The organism is Spirillospora sp. CA-108201 (assembly GCF_050936235.1).
Classification (GTDB): Bacteria; Actinomycetota; Actinomycetes; order Streptosporangiales; family Streptosporangiaceae; genus Spirillospora.
This window is the reverse complement of the sequence record NZ_JBNJNE010000001.1, coordinates 7,164,110-7,182,746: the sequence shown is the minus strand read 5'-3', so window position 1 is coordinate 7,182,746 and position 18,637 is coordinate 7,164,110. Positions and strand designations below refer to the sequence as shown.

The following is an 18,637-nucleotide window of genomic DNA, read 5'->3' as shown; positions in this document are numbered from 1 at the left end:
CACGCCCTTCGCCGGGACGCGCATGCCCACGGGGTGATGCGCGGCTGACGCCTGCGCTTGCCCCTTCGAGTTCGACGTTGGTCTTCGGTCGCATGACATTCGGGGGAATCGATGCGGCGTCATTTCATCGTGCTCGCTCTCGTGGCGGGCCTCGGGGCGGGTTCGGCCGCCTACCGGTTCATGGCGGACGGGGAGCGCCGCGGAGGCGGTGTCGTCGCGAGGGCCGGGGAGTCCGCGGCGGCGGGACGGGACGTGTCCGCCGTGCGGCTGGCGGTCCGCCCGTTCGACTCCGGGCCGCTGCGCCGGGCCGTGCGCGCCTATCTCCGGGAACGCCCGGGCAGGGTGGGGGTGATGGTGACGGACCTGCGGACGAACAGGTCGTTAGGCGAGAACGAGGACGGCCGGTTCGTCACCGCCAGCATCATGAAGGTCGACATCCTGGCGAGCCTCCTCCTGCGCCGGCAGCGCGAGGGCCGGGGGCTGACCGGCGCGGAGCGGGCGCTGGCCGGGGCGATGATCAGGGAGAGCGACAACGCGGCGGCGAGCGCCCTGTACTCGGAGGCCGGGTACGGTCCCGGCGTCGCGAGTGCGAACAGGACGTTCGGGCTGAGGCGCACGAAGCCGTTCCCCACCTCGTGGGGTTCGTCCCTGACGAGCCCGGCCGACCAGGTGCGGCTGCTGGCGAACCTGGTGTCGGACGGCAGTCCGCTGAAGGCGCGCGGCCGCCGGTACGTCCTCGACCTGATGGGCTCCGTCCTGGACGAGCAGGCGTGGGGCGTCAGCGCGGCGGCGCGGCCGGGAGAGAGGGTGGCGCTGAAGAACGGCTGGGTGCCGCTCCGCTTCCAGGGGCACGGCTGGTCGATCAACAGCATCGGCCGGATCAGCGGGGGCGACCACGACTTCCTCGTCGCGGTGTGCAGCAGCGGCAACCCGACGATGGAGACCGGGGTGTCCACCGTCGAACACGTCGCCGAGATGGTCGTCGACGGCCTTCGCGCGTCGCGGCCGTAGGCGGGTCCGGGGACTCGCGGCTCCGTACCGGGCGGCGGGCCGGCCGCCCAGCGGATGCCGGGAGCGTCAGCGGTGCAGGGGCCGGGAGAGCTTCTTGCCGTCGGCGGCGGCCACGGCGACGCAGGTGACGGTGCGATCACCGGACTTCCACGAGTCGGCCGACGGGTAGTAGTAGGAGTTCGCGATGCCGCGCGCGGCCGGGTCGCGGTTGATCCGCGCCTGCGTGCGGAGCTTGCACCCGTTCGAGGCGAGCTGCTGGAGCTGCGACTCGGGCGGGATGACGAACCCCTTCAGCCGGAAGACCGCGGTCACCTCGCCGTCGTGCGGCCCCGTACAGGGCACGATCTTGACGCTCTCCACCTCGACCGACTCCTCGGTCGTGGAGGTGGCGGCGCCGGAGTTGTCGTTGATGCAGTCGCCGACCTTCATCTTCTTGGCGTCGACCTCCTTGGGCTTGGTCTGGGTCGCCTTCGGCACGGCCCCGGCGCCGTCGGAGCCGCCGCCGCCGCGCAGGGCGAAGGCCGCGATGCCGAGCACGATCCACAGGCAGGACAGGACGATCCCGGCGATCGCGAGGCCGCGGCCCTTGCCGCCCTTCTTCGCGATCTGGCTGAGGGAGACGGCGCCGAGGATGAGGCCGACGACGCCGAAGCAGCCGAGGAGGCCGGTCACGAACGCGGCGATCGCCAGCCCGTTGGTCTTCTCGGCGCCGGATCCGTACGGGGAGCCGGGGCCGTGGTCGCCCGGCATCGGCGGGGGCGGGGGCGAATACGGGGCCTGGGGGCCCGGCTGCGCGGGCCCGGGTGGGGGATATGTCATGATGAGCGACTGTTCCACACCGCGGGGCGATCGTGATCATGATGCACGGCAATCGCATATTACGATTCGCTCACGGCTGTGGTGAAAACGTTTACTCCGGGCCCCTCCCGGGCATAACGGGGGGGCCGCTAGACGAGACGGCGGGCGGCGGCCCAGCGCGACAGCTCGTGCCGGTTCGACAGCTGGAGTTTCCGCAGGACGCTGCTGACGTGCGTCTCCACCGTCTTCACCGAGATGAACAGCTCCTTGGCGATCTCCTTGTAGGCGTAGCCGCGCGCGATCAGCCGCAGCACGTCGCGCTCCCGCTGGGTGATCTGGTCCAGTTCCGGGTCGACGGCCGGGACGTCCGAGGCAGCGAACGCGTCCAGGACGAACCCCGCCAGCCGCGGCGAGAACACCGCGTCGCCGTCGGCGACCCGGCCGATCGCGTCCGTCAGCTCGGGTCCGGAGATCGTCTTGGTGACGTAGCCGCGGGCGCCGCCCCGGACGACGCCGATCACGTCCTCCGCCGCGTCCGACACCGACAGCGCGAGGAACTTGGACGAGACCGCGCCGTGCAGCCGCCGGAGCACCTCGATGCCCCCGCCGCCGGGCAGGTGGACGTCGAGCAGCACCACGTCCGGCCGCGTCCCGCGGATCACCGTGACCGCCTCGTCGACGTCGCCGGCCTCCCCGACGATCTCGACGCCGCCGCCCAGCTCCGCCTTCACGCCGGTCCGGAACATCTGGTGGTCGTCGACCAGCACGACCCTCTTCAACGCCTCGCTCATGTCAACGTCCCGCCCATGTCAACGTCCCGCCCATCTCGACGCCTCGCTCGTGCCCGGCACCCGGGGACGCCCCCGGCGGCCGCGCTCACGACTTCTTGATCTCCAGGCGCACCTCGGTGCCCTCGCCCGGCGCGGTGCGGACGGTGGCCTTGCCGCCGTTGCGCTCCATACGTCCGATGATGGACCCTCGGACGCCCATCCGGTCCTCCGGGACCTCGTCGAGGACGAATCCCTTGCCCCGGTCGCGGACGAAGATCGCGATCTCGTCGCCCTCCACCTCGGCGTACACCGACACCGACGGCGCCTCCGCGTACTTGGCGGCGTTCACCATCGCCTCCCGCGCGGCCTGGAGCGCGGAGCCGAGCCGCTCGTCCAGCGCCGTGTCGCCCACGCAGACGACCTCGATCGGGACGTTGTGGTCGTCCTCGACCTCTCCGGCCGCCTCCCGGATCGCGGCGGCGAACGTCTGGTCGGGGTCGGCGCGCGGCTGGTAGAGCCAGGTCCGCAGCGTCCGCTCCTGGGAGCGGGCGAGCCGCTGGACCTCGCGGGTGTCGTGCGCGTTCCGCTGGATGAGGGTCAGCGTGTGCAGCACCGAGTCGTGGATGTGCGCGGCCAGCTCGGCGCGCTCCTGGGACCGGATGCGCTCGTGCCGCTCGGCGTCGAGGTCCTGCCAGAGCCGCACCACCCACGGCGTCACGATCACCGCGACGCCGGTGAGGATGATCAGCATGGCGATGAGGACGGACCGCGCCTGGGCGGCCTCCACCTTCTGCGCCACGAACCCGCCGATGCCGCCGACGACGAGGAGCAGGCCGAGCAGGCTGCGCAGCCACCGCTGGCGCAGCGGCAGCGTCCAGCGGTGGCGCTGGTCGCGGTCGGCCTGCTGCCACAGGATCACGGCGCCGACGCCGCCGACGATGAACGGCCACAGCGCCCACCGGACGACCCCGGCCGCACCCCACGGCAGCGCCGCGAGCCCGAACGCGACGGCCGCGTAGGCGAGCAGCTGCCCCCAGTCCCGGCCGCGCCGCCGCCCGGCCGCCTCCGCCGAGGTCCTCTCCTGGACGGGGACGAGGATCCAGAACGCGGCGTAGGCGGCGACGCCCAGCCCGCTCGCCATCGTGAGCAGGACGAACGCGCCTCGCACGAGGAACACGTCCACGCCGAGGTGCACGGCCAGGCCCCGGCACACCCCGGCGAGGAGCCGCCCCCCGGCCGCCCGTTCCAGCCGGGCGGGCCCGAGGGGCGTCGCGCCCGCCGGGCCCGCCGACGCCGCCGGCGCCGCCGACCGTCCCGCCGCCTCCTGGCTCACCGCCGCCCTCCCCTGGGTTCTCCCACGTCATCGATCGTCACACGCCCGGACATGATTCGCATCAGGGACCCACCCCGGGATCGGTCTCAGGGTCGGAATCAGGGACGTCCCCGATACCGAGCACCACGCGCGACAGGCGACCATGTCTGGCATGGGCGAGAAAGAGGACCGGAACGAGGACCCGCGCGGACGCGCTGACGAGGAGCACGGCGCCGAGGGGCCCGGAACCGAGAAGCACGGTACCGGGCGGCACGGCGCCGAGGACCACGGGGCCGGCGGGCGGGCGGCGGGCGGCTACCGGCGGCTCGCGCGGGACGCCGACCGCAGGATGCTCGCCGGCGTGTGCACGGGGCTGGCCCGCTACACCGGCATCGACCCCGTCGTGTACCGCGTCGGGTTCGCGGTCCTCGCCCTCGCGCACGGACAGGGGATCTTCCTCTACATCGTGGCGGCGCTGCTGATGCCGGCGAGGCCGGGCGACTCGTCGCTCGCCGAGCAGTGGTTCAGGCGGTGGTTCGACGGCCAGGCCGTCCTGACCATCCTCGGCGCGCTGCTGTGCGTCGGCGTCGCGTTCAGCCTGTTCGGCGGGGTCCCCACCGACGCCATCGCCCCCCTGACGGTGGTCGGGCTGGTGCTGCTGGTCGCGCACTCGCGGGGCGTGGACCTGGTGTCCGCGGCGCGGACCGTCCCCGAACGGATCACCGGGCACGCGCCGGAGCCCTCCGCGCGGGGGCCGCGGACGGAGACCGCGTCCGTCGGCGGCGTCTCCCTCGACAAGGACGTTCCCGCCGGCGGGCCCGGGGCGCCCCGGGCGGGGGCGGGCGGGCTGCCCGACGGCATGATCGATCTCGCCGCCTACTCGGCCGCGTGGGCCGACGCGCCCGCCGCCCCGGCGCCCTCCGGCGCCGCGCCCGCGGCGCCGGCCGAGCACGGTTGCGGCAGGAAGACCTCGCCGGTGGCGGCGATCACGCTGCTCGCGGCCATGGCCGCCGGCGCGGCGCTGATCCCGGTGGCCCGGTCCTACCCCGCCCCGGACTCGTGGCTGATCGTCATGGCGCCCGCGCTCGCCGTCGTCGGGCTCGGCCTGGTCGTCGGCGGCTGGTTCCAGAACCGCGGCCTCGCCGCGGCCGGGACCGTGCTGACCCTCGCCATGCTGACCACCTCGGTCGCGGGCGACGTCCCGCGGGGGGCCGAGTACGGGGAGGTCGACTGGCGGCCCACCGACACCTCGCAGATCGGCCGGGTCTACAAGGTGGGCGTCGGGCAGGGCGACCTCGACCTCACCGCCCTGCCGGTCGCGGCAGGCCAGCGGGTCACGATCAACGCGGAGGTCGGGCTCGGCGGCCTGGAGGTCACGGTGCCGCCCACCGCCCGGGTCATGGTGGACGCGCGGATCGGTCTCGGCGACGTGCGGATCGACCACCGGACGACGAGCGGGCCCGCCGCCAGGGTCGTGCGGACCCTGGAGCCGGAGGGCGCGCACGCCGCGGACCCGCCGGTGATCGTCCTGCGGATCCGCGGGAAGCTCGGGGACGTGGACGTGCACCGTGTCTGAGCGCGGGCGGGCAGGCCAGACGGGTTCCAGCAGGACGGGTTGCGGCGAATGAGGGCGGGCGAGGAGATGGCGGGCAAGAAGGCGGCGGCCCGGAAGCGGTACCGGTTCGATCCGGCGGGTCCCGTGACGGGGCTGTTCTTCCTCTTCCTGGCCGGGCTGTTCCTCGCGGACGGCCTGACGGACGGGGGCGTCCTGCCCGTCACGGCGCTCGTCCCGGTCGTGCTGATCGGCCTGGGGCTCGTCGGGACCGTCCGGGTGCTGACCCGCTCGCGCCGCCGCCACCTGCGCTGACGCTCCCGGCGCGGTAAGGCGGCGGTGACCGGCGCCGCACGGTCCGGGGCTTCCCCCCCGCGCGGGGAACGCCAAGTAATGTGACCTCGACGGCAGGTGACGGATCGAGGGCCGATGGCGGGGAAGGCCGGGACACCGGAGGCGGGCTGCGCCGACGCGCTGCCCGGATCCCGGTCCGCGCTGGACCCGGGGCGCGCCATCAAGCCGGGCCGCCACGGGCTGTCCCCCGAGACCGTCGCCGGGATCCAGCGCGAGCGGCTGATCGACGCGCTGGTCCACGTCGTCTCGGAGCGGGGCTTCGCGCACACGACGATCAGCGGGGTCACCGAGGGCGCGGGCGTCACGAAGAAGACGTTCTACGCGCACTTCTCCGATCTGGACGCGTGCTTCCTCGCCGCCTACCAGCGCGGCATGGACATCCTGCTCCGCCGCATGACCGAGGCCTACGGGGCCGCGCCGTCCTGGCCGGACGGGATCCACGCGGGGCTGCGCACGCTGCTCGCCGCCCTCGCCAGGGAACCTCGGTTCGCGCGGGCGTCGCTGGTGGAGGTGAACGCGGCGGGGCCGCAGGTCCGGCAGGCGCGCATCGACAACCTCACCCGTTTCCGCGCCTTCTTCACCGACCCGTCCCTGCCGCCCGTCCCGGTCGCGGTGGTGGACGCGATCGTGGGCGGCATCTACAGCGCGATCCACGTCCAGATGGAGACGGGCGAGGCGGAGGAGCTGCCCTCGCTGCTGCCGTCCCTCACCTACTTCGCGCTGCTCCCCCTCGTCGGCCGCGAGGCCGCCTCCCCCTACCTCGGCGGCGACCCCGGCTGACCGGATGCGGCCGGAGGATCCCCGCTCCCTTGACGTGAAAAACCCACGGGTTTCTATTGGTGTGGATCTTGCGTGGGACGCCCGGGGCCGTCCGGGGCGTCCCGCGCCGACCCCCGATACGCGCGCGGCGGGCCACATCCCCCGGGGCCCGTCGCGCGCTCCCCTCCCAGGAGGACCCATGCGGCCTGCCGTGACCGCACTGTGCCTGCCCCTGGCCGCGCTCGTCCTCTCGCCGGCCGGCTGCGGCGGTTCGGGCGAGCCCCAGTCCGCGCGGCCCTCGCCCTCCGGGCCGGCGGCGCGGCCGACGCCGCCGCTGCTGAACGGGGTGCGGCCCGGCGCGGAGCTCAAGTCGCCGCTGGACGGCACCTGGACGGCGGGCGCCGGGTCGCGGCGCGTGGCCCTCTTCCTCTACCGGGGCGCCGCCGCGCTGAACTCGCCGGGCTTTTGCACCGGAACCGTGGACGGGACCGGCCGTATCAAGCTGAGCTGCGCGAACGGCTCCCGTGACCGGCTCGACGGACGGGCCGCCCTGCGCTCGGGAACGCTGGTGGTCACGTGGACGGGCGGGCCCAAGGACGTCCTGCACCGGCGTGCAGGCTGACCGCGAACGCCGGCCCCGGATTCGTCAGCGCGCGCGTCCCGTCGCAGGACTCCCCCTGCGGGCCCGCCGGCGAGCCGCCGCGAGGGACCTCGTGCGGGACCTCGTGCGGGACCTCGTGCGGGCCGCCGTGCACCCGGACCCGGTTGGCCCGCAGCGGACGCTCGGTGGCGCCCCGCGCGGTGATCAGCACCTCCGCCAGCTCGCCCGCGATCAGGGTGCTGACCTGGGCGCGGACGGTTCCGCCGTGGCCGGGCGGCCAGGTGGTCAGCCAGGTGTGGGCGTCCAGCGGGACGTGCACCGGCCCCGCGGCGTCGAACCGGACGAGCCGCCACCACTCGGCGGGCCGTGCGGCGAGGTCGCGGACGCGGGCGGCGAGCTGCCCGACGGTCGCCGGGCGGACGGCGGTCGCGCGGCCGTGCGGGTCGTCCTGGCCGCGCATGGTGAGGTCGGGAACCACGGAAAGGTCCATGGGAAGTCCTTCGTGCAGGTGTGCCGGCTGGAAAGGGATCGTCAGCGAGAACGGCGATCGCCCGGGAGGGGGATCAGCGACGGCACGAAGGACACAGCGCGCTCGCCACACGGCCCAGGGCCACGGGGCTGTCGGTCTGCACGCGCTTCGTCACGGACACAAGGAGACACTCGGTGACCGAACCTTGTCAAGCTGATCACCCAGAGTCGTCCGGAATCCGCCCGGCCGAGGCGCCGGCGGCCTCTCGGCGGGCCCGCCCCGCGGCACGCCTCAGCGGCTGAGGAACACGTACACGACCCAGGTGAGCACCAGGGTCACGAACAGCGACCCCAGGCATCCCAACCGGGAAGAGGCAAAAAAGAACATAGGCGGCTCCTACCCCGGAAACGGCGAAAATCCCCTGCTCAGAACGCCACAGCCCGCCCGTGACGGCCTTTTCCACCCTCGTCCCGGACGTCATCGGAAGGCGGCGCGACCTCCCTCCCCCAGGGGGATCGGGAGCCGCGAGCGCCCGGGCCGATCGGCCGTCGCCGCTGGTGAACGGCAGAAATCCAACGAACACGTGTTTTCGTGCAAAAACCGGAGAAAGTGGGGTTGTTCCCATTACGGTCGGCCCGGAGCCGCTGACGGAACGGAGGAGGCTCCCGACCGATCGGACAGCCCGACGCTGCGGAGAAGCAACGTGACCCCCCAGACCGAAACAGACACCGCGGAAGCGACCCACATGGACGAGGTGGACGTGAACCCCGCCGTCCACCGGGCCACCGAATCCGACGAGGAGCAGATCCTCCACGAGCTGTACGGCGCGCCCGACGCCGACGGGATCTTCCGCGGACGGGGCGAGGCCCTGCCGGAGGGCGCCGAGCAGGCCGAGGACACGGCATGAGCGCCGCGGGGATGATCGCCGAGGCCCGCAAGTCGCTCGGGATGTCGGGCCGCCCGAACACCATCACCCGGGAGTACGCCTCCAGGCACGGAAGCGAGTTCCTCAGCGCGTCCTGGTGCGACATGGCCATCACCTACTGGGCGCGGCACAGCGGAAACGCGAGCGCCGTCCTGCCGGGCGGGGACCGCGCCTACACCGTGTGGCACGCGCAGGACTTCCAGAAGGCAGGACGCTGGCACAGCGGGACGACCGCGAGCGTCGACCAGGCGAAGCCCGGCGACATCGTGTTCTTCGACTGGGGCGCCACCGACAGCATCGGCGCGATCGACCACGTCGGCGTCGTCGAGAAGGTCCTCGGCGGCGGACGGCTCCAGACGATCGAGGGCAACACGAGCGACTCGGTGAGGCGCCGTGTGAGGAACTCCAGTGTCATCGCTGGTTACGGACGGCCCGCCTACGGCGGGGGCAACTGGACGGAGGACATGGTGAAGAAGCTGCCGGAGCTGAACAAGGGCGACTCGGGGGAGCATGTGGAGACCCTCCAGGGTCTGCTCCTGGCGCGCAGCCACCCCGAGGTGAGCATGACCGGGAAGTTCGACGACACGACCGAGACGGCCGTGAAGGCCATGCAGCGGTGGGGCGGCGTCGACGACGACGGGATCGTCGGGCCGAAGACCTGGCCGGTTCTGCTCCGCGTGCACTAGCGGCCATCAGTCCCCCAGACGTCGGTAAATAGGCGACGCCGGGGACTAGTACGGCATTCAACCCCGGCATAGGTTCGGAGGGTCGCCTTCCACGGAGGTGGCCCCGATGACGTGGCCGGATCAGCGCGCCCCTCCCAGGGACGTCTCTCTCGCTGTCCACCCCGAGACGTCCCTGGGAGAAACCGCATGCCACGTATCCGTGTGGGGGTCGACGGAGCGACGTACGAAGACGACGTCGAGCCGCGCCTCCTTCTCGTCCACTATCTGCGCGAACGGCTGGGAAAGGTCGGGACCCCGGTCGGGTGCGACACCAGCAACTGCGGAGCCTGCACCGTCCTGATGGACGGGATGAGCGTGAAGAGCTGCTCCGTGCTCGCCGTCCAGGCGGACGGCCATGACGTGACGACCGTCGAGGGGCTCGGCGTCGACGGCGAAACGCACCCGATGCAGCGGGCCTTCCACGAGGAGCACGCGCTGCAGTGCGGCTACTGCACGCCCGGCATGATCATGGCGTCGCTCGACCTGCTGAGGGAGAACCCCGACCCGTCCGAGGACGAGGTCCGGGAGGGGCTGGAAGGGAACCTGTGCAGGTGCACGGGCTACCAGAACATCGTCAAGGCGGTGCGGCGAGCGGCGAGCGACATGCGCGAGCCCGGCCGGCAGGAGGTGACGCCGTGACCGTGCAGGAGGTCGGCACTCCGCGCAAGCGGTCCGAGGACGCCCGGCTCATCACGGGCCGGACGCGGTGGACCGACAACATGACGCCGGCGGGGACGCTGCACGTGGCGTTCCTGCGCAGCCCGTTCGCGCACGCCCGGATCACCCGGGTCGACACGGCGCAGGCGAAGGAGCGTCCCGGAGTCGTCGCCGTGTTCAGCGGCCAGGACTTCGCCGCGGAACAGGGTTCGCTGCCGTGCGCGTGGGTCGTGACCGAGGACATGAAGCATCCGGCCCATCCGTCCATGGCGGTGGACGAGGTCCGTCACGTCGGTGAGCCCGTCGCATGCGTCGTGGCCCGTGACAAGGCCGCGGCCATCGACGCCTTGGAGGAGATAGACGTCGACTACGAGCCGCTGTCCGCCGTGCTGGACATGGAGGCGGCCATAGCCGACGGCGCCGATCTGGTCCACGAGGACCTCGGCACGAACAAGTCCTACACGTGGGTGTTCGAGAACGGCGACCTCGACGCCGCGATGCGGGACGCACCGGTCGTGCTGGAGCGCCGCTACGTCCAGCAGAGGCTCATCCCGACGGCCATGGAGCCGCGGTCGGTGCTGTGCGTCCCCGAGGGGGACGAGTTCACGCTGTACTCGGCGACGCAGATCCCGCACATCCTGCGGTTGATGCTGGCCACGGTCACCGAGATCCCCGAGCACCGGATCCGGGTCGTCGCCCCGGACGTCGGCGGCGGCTTCGGCTCCAAGCTCCAGGTGTACGGGGAGGAGGTCCTCGCGCTGCTGCTGGCCCGCAGGCTCGGCCGTCCGGTCAAGTGGACGGAGACCCGCAGCGAGGGCAACATGACCGTCCACCACGGCCGCGACCAGATCCAGCGGCTCACGCTCGCCGCCGAGCGCGACGGCCGGATCCGCGGCCTGAAGGTCGAACTGCTGGCCGACATGGGCGCCTACCTGATGCTGGTCACTCCCGGCATCCCGCTGCTGGGCGCGTTCATGTTCAACGGCATCTACAAGATGGACGCGCTGTCGTTCACCTGCACGGGGGTCTTCACCACCAAGACGCCCACGGACGCCTACCGGGGCGCGGGGCGTCCGGAGGCCACCTACGCCATCGAGCGGATCATGGACGAGCTGGCCGACGAACTGGGCGTCGACCCCATCGAGGTGCGGCGCCGCAACTGGATCGCGCACGAGGAGTTCCCGTACGAGACGATCGCGGGCCTCACCTACGACTCGGGCAACTACGAGGCGGCCACCGACAAGGCGCTGAAGCTGTTCGAGTACGACAAGCTCCGCGCGGAGCAGGCGGACAGGCGGGAGCGGCGCGACCCGGTGCAGCTGGGCATCGGGGTGTCCACGTTCACGGAGATGTGCGGCCTCGCCCCGTCCCGGGTCCTCGGGTCGCTCTCGTACGGGGCCGGCGGCTGGGAGCACGCGTCGGTGCGGGTTCTGCCGTCCGGCAAGGTCGAGGTGGTCACCGGCACGTCCCCGCACGGGCAGGGCCACGCGACGGCGTGGGCGCAGATCGCGGCCGACCGGCTCGGCGTGCCGTTCGAGGACGTGAAGGTGCTGCACGGCGACACCGCCATCTCGCCCAAGGGGATGGACACCTACGGGTCCCGTTCCCTGGCCGTGGGAGGCGTCGCGCTGTTCTCCGCCTGCGAGAAGGTGGTGGACAAGGCCCGCAAGGTGGCCGCGCATCTGCTGGAGGCGTCCGAGCAGGACCTGGAGTTCGCCGGCGGGCGGTTCAGCGTCCGCGGCGTCTCGGAGGAGGGCAAGACGATCCAGGAGGTCGCGCTGGCCGCGTTCGCCGCGCACGACCTGCCGGACGGCGTCGAACCGTCCCTGGACTCCGACGCCACGTTCGACCCGGAGAACTTCTCCTTCCCGCACGGCACGCACCTGTGCGCGGCCGACGTCGACACCGAGACCGGGATGGTGAAGCTCCGCAAGTACGTGGCGGTTGACGACGTGGGCAAGGTCGTCAACCCGCTCATCGTGGAGGGGCAGGTCCACGGCGGGCTCGCGCAGGGCATCGCCCAGGCCCTCTACGAGGAGGCCGTGTACGACGCGGACGGCAACCTGACGACGACCACGATGGCCGACTACCTCGTCCCGTCGGCCGCCGACCTGCCGACGTTCACGACCGACCGCACCGAGACGCCCGCGACGTCCAACCCGATGGGCGTGAAGGGCGTCGGCGAGGCCGGCACGATCGCCTCGACCCCGGCGGTCGTCAACGCGGTCGTGGACGCGCTGCGCCCCTACGGGGTGCACGACGTGCCGATGCCGTGCACGCCCGAGCGCGTCTGGCGCGCGGTGCGGGCGGAGGAGAGACCGGCGGCCGCGGAACCGGGCGCGGGCGGCGGACTCGGCTCGGCCGGAGGTGACCAGTGATCCCCGCGACGTTCGACTACGTCCGCCCCGCCTCGGTGGACGACGCCGTCCAGGCGCTGGCCGACGCGGGCGAGGACGCCAAGGTGCTGGCGGGAGGGCAGAGCCTGATGCCGCTGCTGCGGCTGCGGCTCGCCTACCCCGACGCGCTGATCGACCTCGGCCGGCTCGACGCGCTGCGGGAGATCCGCGACGAGGGCGACTCGCTGTTCATCGGCGCCATGGCGACGCACTACCAGGTGGTCCGCGATCCGCTGGTGCGCGAGCACGTCCCGCTGATCGTGCGGGCGACGGAGACCGTCGCCGACCCGGCGGTCCGGCACCGCGGCACCTTCGGCGGGTCGCTCGCCCACGCGGACCCGGCGGGCGACCTGCCCGCCGTCGCGCTCGCGCTCGACGCGGTCTTCCTCGTCCGGTCCTCGCGAGGCGAGAGGGAGATCCCCGCGCCGGAGTTCTTCGTCGACTGGATGACGTCGGCGATGGAGCCGGACGAGCTGCTCGTGGGCGTGCGCGTGCCGAAACTGGGTGCGGGCTGGGGCGTGCACTACGAGAAGTTCCACCGGACCGCGCAGGCGTGGGCGATCGTCGGCGTGGCGTGCGCCGTCCACCGCGACGGTGACGGCGTCGAGGAGGCACGCGTCGCGCTGACCAACATGGGCCCGGCTCCGGTGAGGGCCGGCGGGGTGGAGACCGCCGTCAGAGGGGGGCCCGCTTCGGAGGACGCGTTCCGGACCGCGGCCGCGCAGGCCGCGGCGGGCACGGAGCCGCCCACGGACCTGCACGGGTCGTCGGAGTACCGGACGCATCTGGCGACCGTGCTGACGGCCCGCGCGCTGGCGGCCGCCGCGGGCTGACCGCCCGCGGGGAGGAACACGCGGCCGGGGGCCGTCGCCCCGGCGCCCGGCCGCGTGGCCGCCCGCGCCGCATGATCGTGCCGCATGATCACCGCGGGGCGGGGTACCGGGGTGCCTGAGGCGCGGCGAGGCGCCCGGGGCCCCACTGGCGACGCGACGGGCGGCCGCCGTAGGGTCGGGGCGAGGTCTCCGGACGATAAGGACACTGATCATGGAGCTGGACCACGATTTCACCGTCCCCGTGCCGGTGGATCAGGCCTGGTCGGTGCTGCTCGACGTGGAGCGCGTCGCGGCGTGCATGCCGGGCGCGACGCTCGACTCGGTCGACGGCGAGGAGTACTCGGGCCGGATGAAGGTGAAGGTCGGCGCGATGACCATCACCTACCGCGGCACCGCGCGGATCGTCTCGGCGGACGAGACGTCCCGCGTCGTCACGATGGAGGCGTCCGCGAAGGAGGCCCGCGGGTCCGGCACGGCGGCGGCGACCGTCCAGGCGAGGCTGCGCGAGGAGGACGGCGTCACCCGCGTGACCGTCCACACCAAGCTGAACGTGACGGGCCGCCCGGCGCAGTTCGGCCGCAACATCCTGTCCGAGGTCGGCTCCAAGATCATCGCCCGGTTCGCGAAGCAGCTGGCCGCCGAGCTCCAGGCGCCCGGCGGCGCCGCCGCCGAGGCCCCGGCCGCCCCTGTCGAGAAGCCTCCGGCCGAGAAGCCCGCGGAAGAGCCCGCCGAGGCCGCCGAGACGCCGGCGACAGCCGCCGCGACGCCCGCGGACACGCCTGCCGCGCCGCCGCGAGAGCCCGCCGGCAAGCCCGGCCCCGTCAAGGCGGAGCCCGGGGAGCACCCGCCGCCGCACGTGGCGGAGGAGGGCGAGGAAGGCGGGCCCGTGCGGCGCGCGGAGGGCAAGGACGACGCGATCGACCTGCTGGAGTTCGCGGGCCCGTCGATCGCCAAGCGGGCCGTTCCCGCGGTCGGCGGCCTGGTCGCCGCCCTCCTGGCCCTCCGGTTCCTGGTGCGCCGCCGCAGGAGGCGCTGACCGGAACCGGCGCCGGCCGGCGCGCAAATCCGCGACGGGGTCAAGGCGGCGTCAACGATCCGTGCGCGGGCGGCGGCGTCGATGGAACGCGCCGCCGCCGGTGCGGTCGGCTGGTCCGGTGGACACCATCGAGCTCCAGCGGATCGCGCGGATCGAGCACGGCAACTGGTGGTACCGCGAGCGCCGCGAGATCCTGTCCGCCGAGCTGCTGCGGTTCAGCGTGCCCGGGACGGCCGTCGACATCGGCGCCGCGTCCGGGACGTCCTGCCGCGTGCTGGCCGGCCACGGCTGGAGCGCCACCGCGATCGACCTGAGCCCGGACGCCGTCGCGCTGGCCCGCGCCTACGGCGTCGAGGCCTACCAGGGCGACGCGCGCTACCTGCCGCTGCCCGCATGCGAGTACGACCTGGCGCTGGCTCTGGATGTGCTTGAGCATGTGGAGGACGACGGGAAGGCTGCCGCGGAGGTCGCGCGGGTGCTGCGCCCGGGCGGGACCGTCCTGGTGTCCGTGCCCTGCGACATGGCGCTGTGGTCGGCGCATGACGTGGCGCTGGAACGCGTCCGCCGCTACTCCCGCCGCACGCTGGTCGAACTGCTGGAGGACGCGGGGCTGGTGCCGGAGCGCGTGTGGAGCAGAGGCGTCCTGCACCGTCCGCTCCTGCGTGTGCTCAGGAACCGGACGGTGCGGCGCGAGGATCTGGCTCCGCTGCATCCGCTCGTCAACGAGACGCTGCGCCTGTCCGCCTCGCTGGAACGGCGCCTGCCGGTCGCCTCGTGGCCCGGCGTGTGGCTGTTCGCCCGGGCCCGCCGCCCGGGCTGAACGGCGGGCCCCGCCCTCAGGCCCTGCCGAAGACGCGGTCGACCACCCTGGACGCGGCCTGGCCGTCGTCGTGCGGGCAGTACTTCACGAAGAAGCGGTCGTAGGCGTCCGCGTAGCGCTGCTCGGCGCCCGGCGCCGCCCTGACCGCTTCGGCGACCTCCGCGGACGTCCGCACGACCGGGCCGGGCGCTTCGGCCTCCAGGTCGAAGTAGAAGCCGCGCACGTGGTCGCGGTACCAGTCCAGGTCGTAGGTGAAAAGGACGATGGGGCGGCCCAGGATCGCGTAGTCGAACATGGCGGACGAGTAGTCCGTGACGAGCACGTCGGCGGCCATGTACAGCTCGGCGATGTCGGGATACCGGGACACGTCGATGACGAAGGGGCCCGCGTCGCGCCCCGCGGACCGGCCCGCCGCGATCCGGTCCCGGTCGGTGATGAGGTGGTGGGTCCGCAGGAGGAGGACGTAGTCGTCGCCCAGGGCCTGGCGCATCGTCTGCACGTCCAGCTCCAGCGAGAAGCCCTGCCTGCCTTCCGCATGGTGCCGGTCGTCACGCCATGTCGGCGCGTAGAGGACGACCTTCTTGCCCTGCGGTATCCCCAGTCGCTTCCGGATGTGGGTTCCGATGCGTTCCCACTCGGGGGTGCTGAGGATGTCGTTGCGCGGGAACCCGGTCTCCAGTACCTGGCCCTCGTACCGGAAGGCCCGCCGCATGACCTGGGTGGCGTACGGGCTTGAGGACAGCAGGAGATCCCATCGCGGCACCTCCTCCTCCATCCAGTCCAGCCGCTCGGTGCGCTGGTAGGGCATGTCCTGCAAGTCGTAGGCGAGGCGCTTCAGCGGGGTGCCGTGCCAGGTCTGGAGGTAGGTCTGGCCTGTCCGCTTGAAGAACCAGGGCGGCATCGCGTGGTTGGCGACGACGTACCGTGCGTGCGCCAGGGCGCGATAGTGCTCGCGGCTGCCTGCCAAGACGGTCGCGGCTTTTCCGTCCACCGCGAACTGGTCGTCCTCGGAGACCCACACGCATTCCAAGTCGGTGTCGCGACGAACGAGTTCCTCGTAGACGGCCCTCGGGCTACAGCTGTACTGGGAGCCTTCGTAGCTGCTGAACACCACCATGTCTGCCAGAGGGCTCCGCAGGTAGACGGAATAGTCCCTCTGCTGGAGAAGGGTCTGCGCGTGCCCCCCGCGCTCGTCGTCCTCCAGTGACACGCGGCTGTGCAGCATCAGCGCATCGATCTGGTGGACGTCGACCTCGAACTCGTGGGTGCCCGCGCGGTGCCGGCCGGGCAGGTCGGGGATGGCCTCGCGTTCGACGACGACGGCCACCTCTCCGGAAGGCGTGCGCGCCAGCAGGTCCCAGGTTCCGCTGCTCAGCGGCAGATCCGTCCCGAACAGCGGCACCGTCGCGGGGGTGAGCACGGCGGTGAAGCGGCCTTCCCTCCCGGCGGCGCCGCCCTCCCAGGTGACGGGGACGCGGTGCTCGTCACCGGACCGGCGCCGCCGCAGGACGAAATGGTCGGGGCGGTGTTCCGGGTCGGCGGAGTCTCCGCTCAGCGCGAGCAGCCCGCCCGCGTCCCACTCCGCAGCCGTGACGACCGGGCGGAAGCTGCGCTCGACCCCGCGCAGGTTCCCGAACGCGGTGCGGCTGACGGCGAACTCCCGGCCGCGCCCCGCGCTCTCCGGCAGCGCGAAGCGGGCGGGCCTGACGTTGCTCGCTACGGTGAGGCGCAGCGGGCCGCCTTCGCCCGTCAGCCTGATGTCCCAGTCGATGGCGTCGCGCAGGTGCGCCCCGTACGGCTCGCCGTTCGGCACGGACGCGAGGTACTTCAGCGGCAGCCGCGCCGTGAAGTCGAACCCGGTGCCCTCCGCCATCCGCAGGACGGCCGCCTGCCGCAGCGTCACCTCGCCGCGGACCTCCTCGCCCCCGTGCCTGCGCACCGCGACCATCGCGGCCCCGGCGCCGAGCGCGCGCCGCGTCCAGCCGGACAGCACCAGCGCGTCGCCGTCGAGGCGGATCCCGGTGAGAACGGCCTTGGCCCGCTTGACGTGGACGACGAACACGTCGTCGTCGCCTGCCGCCGGCTGGACCGCCACGTGCTCGTCCACCTGCCGCGCCGACGTCCACCGGACGGCCGGAGCCACCGCGCTCAGCCGCTGCACCGCCCTGCGCCCGGCCGTCGACACCTCGGCGAACAGCTCGTAGGTGGCCGTCCGCCATTCGTCGTTGTCCAGCAGGTACTCGGGCTCGACCCGCACCGTGAAACCCGACCAGTCGAGGGAGACGTTCGCCTGCCCGGAGCGTGCCGTGACCTCCGGGACGTACCGGCGCTCCACCGGCAGCCGGATCTCCTTGCCGGTCCGCACGTCGCGCATCCACACCCGGATCCGGGAGTCGGCCGCCGCCGCCACCGCGAACCGCTCGAAGCAGGCGTGCCCCTCGACGATGAGGGTGTCGACGTCCCACTCCACACGGTCGACGTCCGCCCACAGCGCCAGCTCGTCGGTGACGTCGTACACGTCCTCCGGGACGCCCCGGCCCGCGTCGTCGAAGAAGGGGTAGCGGGCGTACCAGCGCTGCCGGAGCCTGCCGCGCGCCACCAGTGGGACGTCGCGCAGCCCGCCCTCCTCGAAGCGGAGCACCTCCAGCAGTTCGGGCAGCATGCACTCGCCGAGCAGGTACGTCTCCAGCCGCCTGATCGCCTCAAGGCCGGCGGCGGCCCGGCGCCCGGCGGCGGCGACGACCTCCGCGCCCAGTTCGACCAGATGCTCGCGCTCCTCCCAGGTGGCCGCGGGGAGGGCCAGCATCAGCTCGCGCACGTCCAGGTCGAGCGCGTACATGTCGTGGAAGGCCAGAAGGTCCGGCGCATGCGTGCGGATGATTTCCCGCGTCCTCGCGAGGGTCGCGATGCGTTCGGTGATGTCGGCCGGGTCGGGGCGCATGCGCGGGGCCGTCCCCGGCCGGTCCCTCCAGAAGTAGACGGTCGCGTCCAGCACGTCCACGGCGGAGGCCAGCACGTGGCTCTGCACGGCCAAGAGGAGATCTCCTCCGGCCCCGAACTCGAAGCCGTACGCATCCCAGAAGGAGCGCCGGTAGACCTTGTTCCACACCGTCCTGTCTTGCAGGAGGGCGGGGTGGCGGGTCACATGCGTCGACAGCATGGTCTCCGCGTAGGGGTCGCTGTGGAGCGGCGACTGCCACGCCTGCTCCTCGTCCAGGCACATGACGTTTCCGCCGGCGAGGTCCGAACCGGTGTTGTCCAGCGTCCCGACCAGCAGCTCGTAGGCGTAGGGCGGCACCGCGTCCTCGCCGTCGGCGAAGGTGAGGTAGCGGCCCTTCGCCTGCTCGGCGCCCGCGTCGGCGGCCGTCGCGCCGGGGGCGGGCTGCAGGAGGGCGAAACGCTCGTCGCGGACCGCGAACTCCTTGGCGACGGCGGTGTCCTCGGCGGAATCGCCGGCGTCCGGGCCGTCCGGCACCATGAGCACCTGGAGGTCGCGCAGCGTCTGCCCGGCGATCGACTCCAGGCACTCCGCCAGGCGGCCGCCGGTGCTGCGGATGGGGACGACGATGCTGATCTGCGGGGACACGGGCGGCTCCGTACTGGGCTTTCGGGGATTCGT

General features: G+C 72.9%; 17 protein-coding genes. 12 read left to right on the top strand and 5 right to left on the bottom strand.

Annotated features, from left to right (window positions below; all coding sequences use genetic code 11):
• Positions 1-111: 111 nt before the first annotated feature.
• Positions 112-1,011 carry a serine hydrolase gene (locus ACQEU6_RS34575; protein WP_499337586.1) on the top strand — a complete coding sequence of 300 codons (900 nt, stop codon included), beginning with the start codon at positions 112-114 and terminating at the stop codon, positions 1,009-1,011.
• Between the two features lie 66 nt (positions 1,012-1,077).
• On the opposite strand, the gene ACQEU6_RS34570 is transcribed toward ACQEU6_RS34575, so the two are convergent.
• The 3 genes from ACQEU6_RS34570 to ACQEU6_RS34560 form a co-directional block, all read right to left on the bottom strand.
• Complete coding sequence (locus tag ACQEU6_RS34570) at positions 1,078-1,830, bottom strand: DUF4190 domain-containing protein (RefSeq protein WP_499337585.1); 753 nt, start codon at positions 1,828-1,830, stop codon at positions 1,078-1,080.
• A gap of 128 nt (positions 1,831-1,958) precedes the next feature.
• Complete coding sequence (locus ACQEU6_RS34565; RefSeq protein ID WP_499337583.1) at positions 1,959-2,600, bottom strand: LuxR C-terminal-related transcriptional regulator; 642 nt, start codon at positions 2,598-2,600, stop codon at positions 1,959-1,961.
• Positions 2,601-2,685: 85 nt separating this feature from the next.
• On the bottom strand, positions 2,686-3,828 hold the full coding sequence (locus ACQEU6_RS34560; RefSeq protein WP_499340437.1) for an ATP-binding protein: 1,143 nt from the start codon (positions 3,826-3,828) through the stop codon (positions 2,686-2,688).
• Between the two features lie 235 nt (positions 3,829-4,063).
• Here ACQEU6_RS34560 and ACQEU6_RS34555 point away from each other — a divergent pair, with 235 nt between their 5' ends.
• The 4 genes from ACQEU6_RS34555 to ACQEU6_RS34540 all read left to right on the top strand — a co-directional run bounded on the left by ACQEU6_RS34555 (position 4,064) and on the right by ACQEU6_RS34540 (position 7,178).
• A complete protein-coding gene (locus ACQEU6_RS34555; RefSeq protein ID WP_499337581.1) occupies positions 4,064-5,467 on the top strand; it encodes a PspC domain-containing protein in 1,404 nt (467 codons plus the stop codon).
• Positions 5,468-5,515: 48 nt separating this feature from the next.
• Positions 5,516-5,758 (top strand): hypothetical protein, encoded by a 243-nt coding sequence (locus ACQEU6_RS34550; RefSeq protein WP_499337580.1) that lies wholly within the window; start codon positions 5,516-5,518, stop codon positions 5,756-5,758.
• A 114-nt stretch (positions 5,759-5,872) separates the two neighbouring features.
• Positions 5,873-6,577 (top strand): TetR/AcrR family transcriptional regulator, encoded by a 705-nt coding sequence (locus ACQEU6_RS34545; protein WP_499337578.1) that lies wholly within the window; start codon positions 5,873-5,875, stop codon positions 6,575-6,577.
• Positions 6,578-6,755: 178 nt separating this feature from the next.
• Positions 6,756-7,178 carry a hypothetical protein gene (locus ACQEU6_RS34540; protein ID WP_499337576.1) on the top strand — a complete coding sequence of 141 codons (423 nt, stop codon included), beginning with the start codon at positions 6,756-6,758 and terminating at the stop codon, positions 7,176-7,178.
• Here the strand turns inward: ACQEU6_RS34540 and ACQEU6_RS34535 are convergent.
• Positions 7,129-7,647 carry a cupin domain-containing protein gene (locus ACQEU6_RS34535; protein WP_499337574.1) on the bottom strand — a complete coding sequence of 173 codons (519 nt, stop codon included), beginning with the start codon at positions 7,645-7,647 and terminating at the stop codon, positions 7,129-7,131. The two genes, ACQEU6_RS34540 and ACQEU6_RS34535, sit on opposite strands and share 50 nt — an antisense overlap.
• Positions 7,648-8,329: 682 nt before the next feature.
• Here ACQEU6_RS34535 and ACQEU6_RS34530 point away from each other — a divergent pair.
• The 7 genes from ACQEU6_RS34530 to ACQEU6_RS34500 all read left to right on the top strand — a co-directional run bounded on the left by ACQEU6_RS34530 (position 8,330) and on the right by ACQEU6_RS34500 (position 15,018).
• Positions 8,330-8,533 carry a hypothetical protein gene (locus ACQEU6_RS34530; protein WP_499337572.1) on the top strand — a complete coding sequence of 68 codons (204 nt, stop codon included), beginning with the start codon at positions 8,330-8,332 and terminating at the stop codon, positions 8,531-8,533.
• Entirely contained in the window at positions 8,530-9,237 is a 708-nt protein-coding gene (locus ACQEU6_RS34525; RefSeq protein ID WP_499337570.1) for a peptidoglycan-binding protein, read from the top strand. The genes ACQEU6_RS34530 and ACQEU6_RS34525 overlap by 4 nt, the downstream gene beginning before the upstream one ends.
• Before the next feature lie 186 nt (positions 9,238-9,423).
• Positions 9,424-9,915 (top strand): (2Fe-2S)-binding protein, encoded by a 492-nt coding sequence (locus ACQEU6_RS34520; RefSeq protein WP_499337568.1) that lies wholly within the window; start codon positions 9,424-9,426, stop codon positions 9,913-9,915.
• A complete protein-coding gene (locus ACQEU6_RS34515; protein WP_499337566.1) occupies positions 9,912-12,311 on the top strand; it encodes a xanthine dehydrogenase family protein molybdopterin-binding subunit in 2,400 nt (799 codons plus the stop codon). The genes ACQEU6_RS34520 and ACQEU6_RS34515 overlap by 4 nt, the downstream gene beginning before the upstream one ends.
• On the top strand, positions 12,308-13,162 hold the full coding sequence (locus tag ACQEU6_RS34510; RefSeq protein ID WP_499337564.1) for an FAD binding domain-containing protein: 855 nt from the start codon (positions 12,308-12,310) through the stop codon (positions 13,160-13,162). Before ACQEU6_RS34515 ends, ACQEU6_RS34510 begins: the two co-directional genes overlap by 4 nt.
• Positions 13,163-13,373: 211 nt before the next feature.
• The gene (locus ACQEU6_RS34505) at positions 13,374-14,198 is read left to right on the top strand and encodes an SRPBCC family protein (RefSeq protein ID WP_499337562.1); all 825 of its coding nucleotides are present in this window, start codon (positions 13,374-13,376) and stop codon (positions 14,196-14,198) included.
• 118 nt (positions 14,199-14,316) lie between these two features.
• On the top strand, positions 14,317-15,018 hold the full coding sequence (locus ACQEU6_RS34500; RefSeq protein WP_499337560.1) for a class I SAM-dependent methyltransferase: 702 nt from the start codon (positions 14,317-14,319) through the stop codon (positions 15,016-15,018).
• 16 nt (positions 15,019-15,034) lie between these two features.
• On the opposite strand, the gene ACQEU6_RS34495 is transcribed toward ACQEU6_RS34500, so the two are convergent.
• A complete protein-coding gene (locus tag ACQEU6_RS34495) occupies positions 15,035-18,604 on the bottom strand; it encodes a bifunctional glycosyltransferase/CDP-glycerol:glycerophosphate glycerophosphotransferase (protein WP_499337558.1) in 3,570 nt (1,189 codons plus the stop codon).
• Positions 18,605-18,637 lie beyond the last annotated feature (33 nt).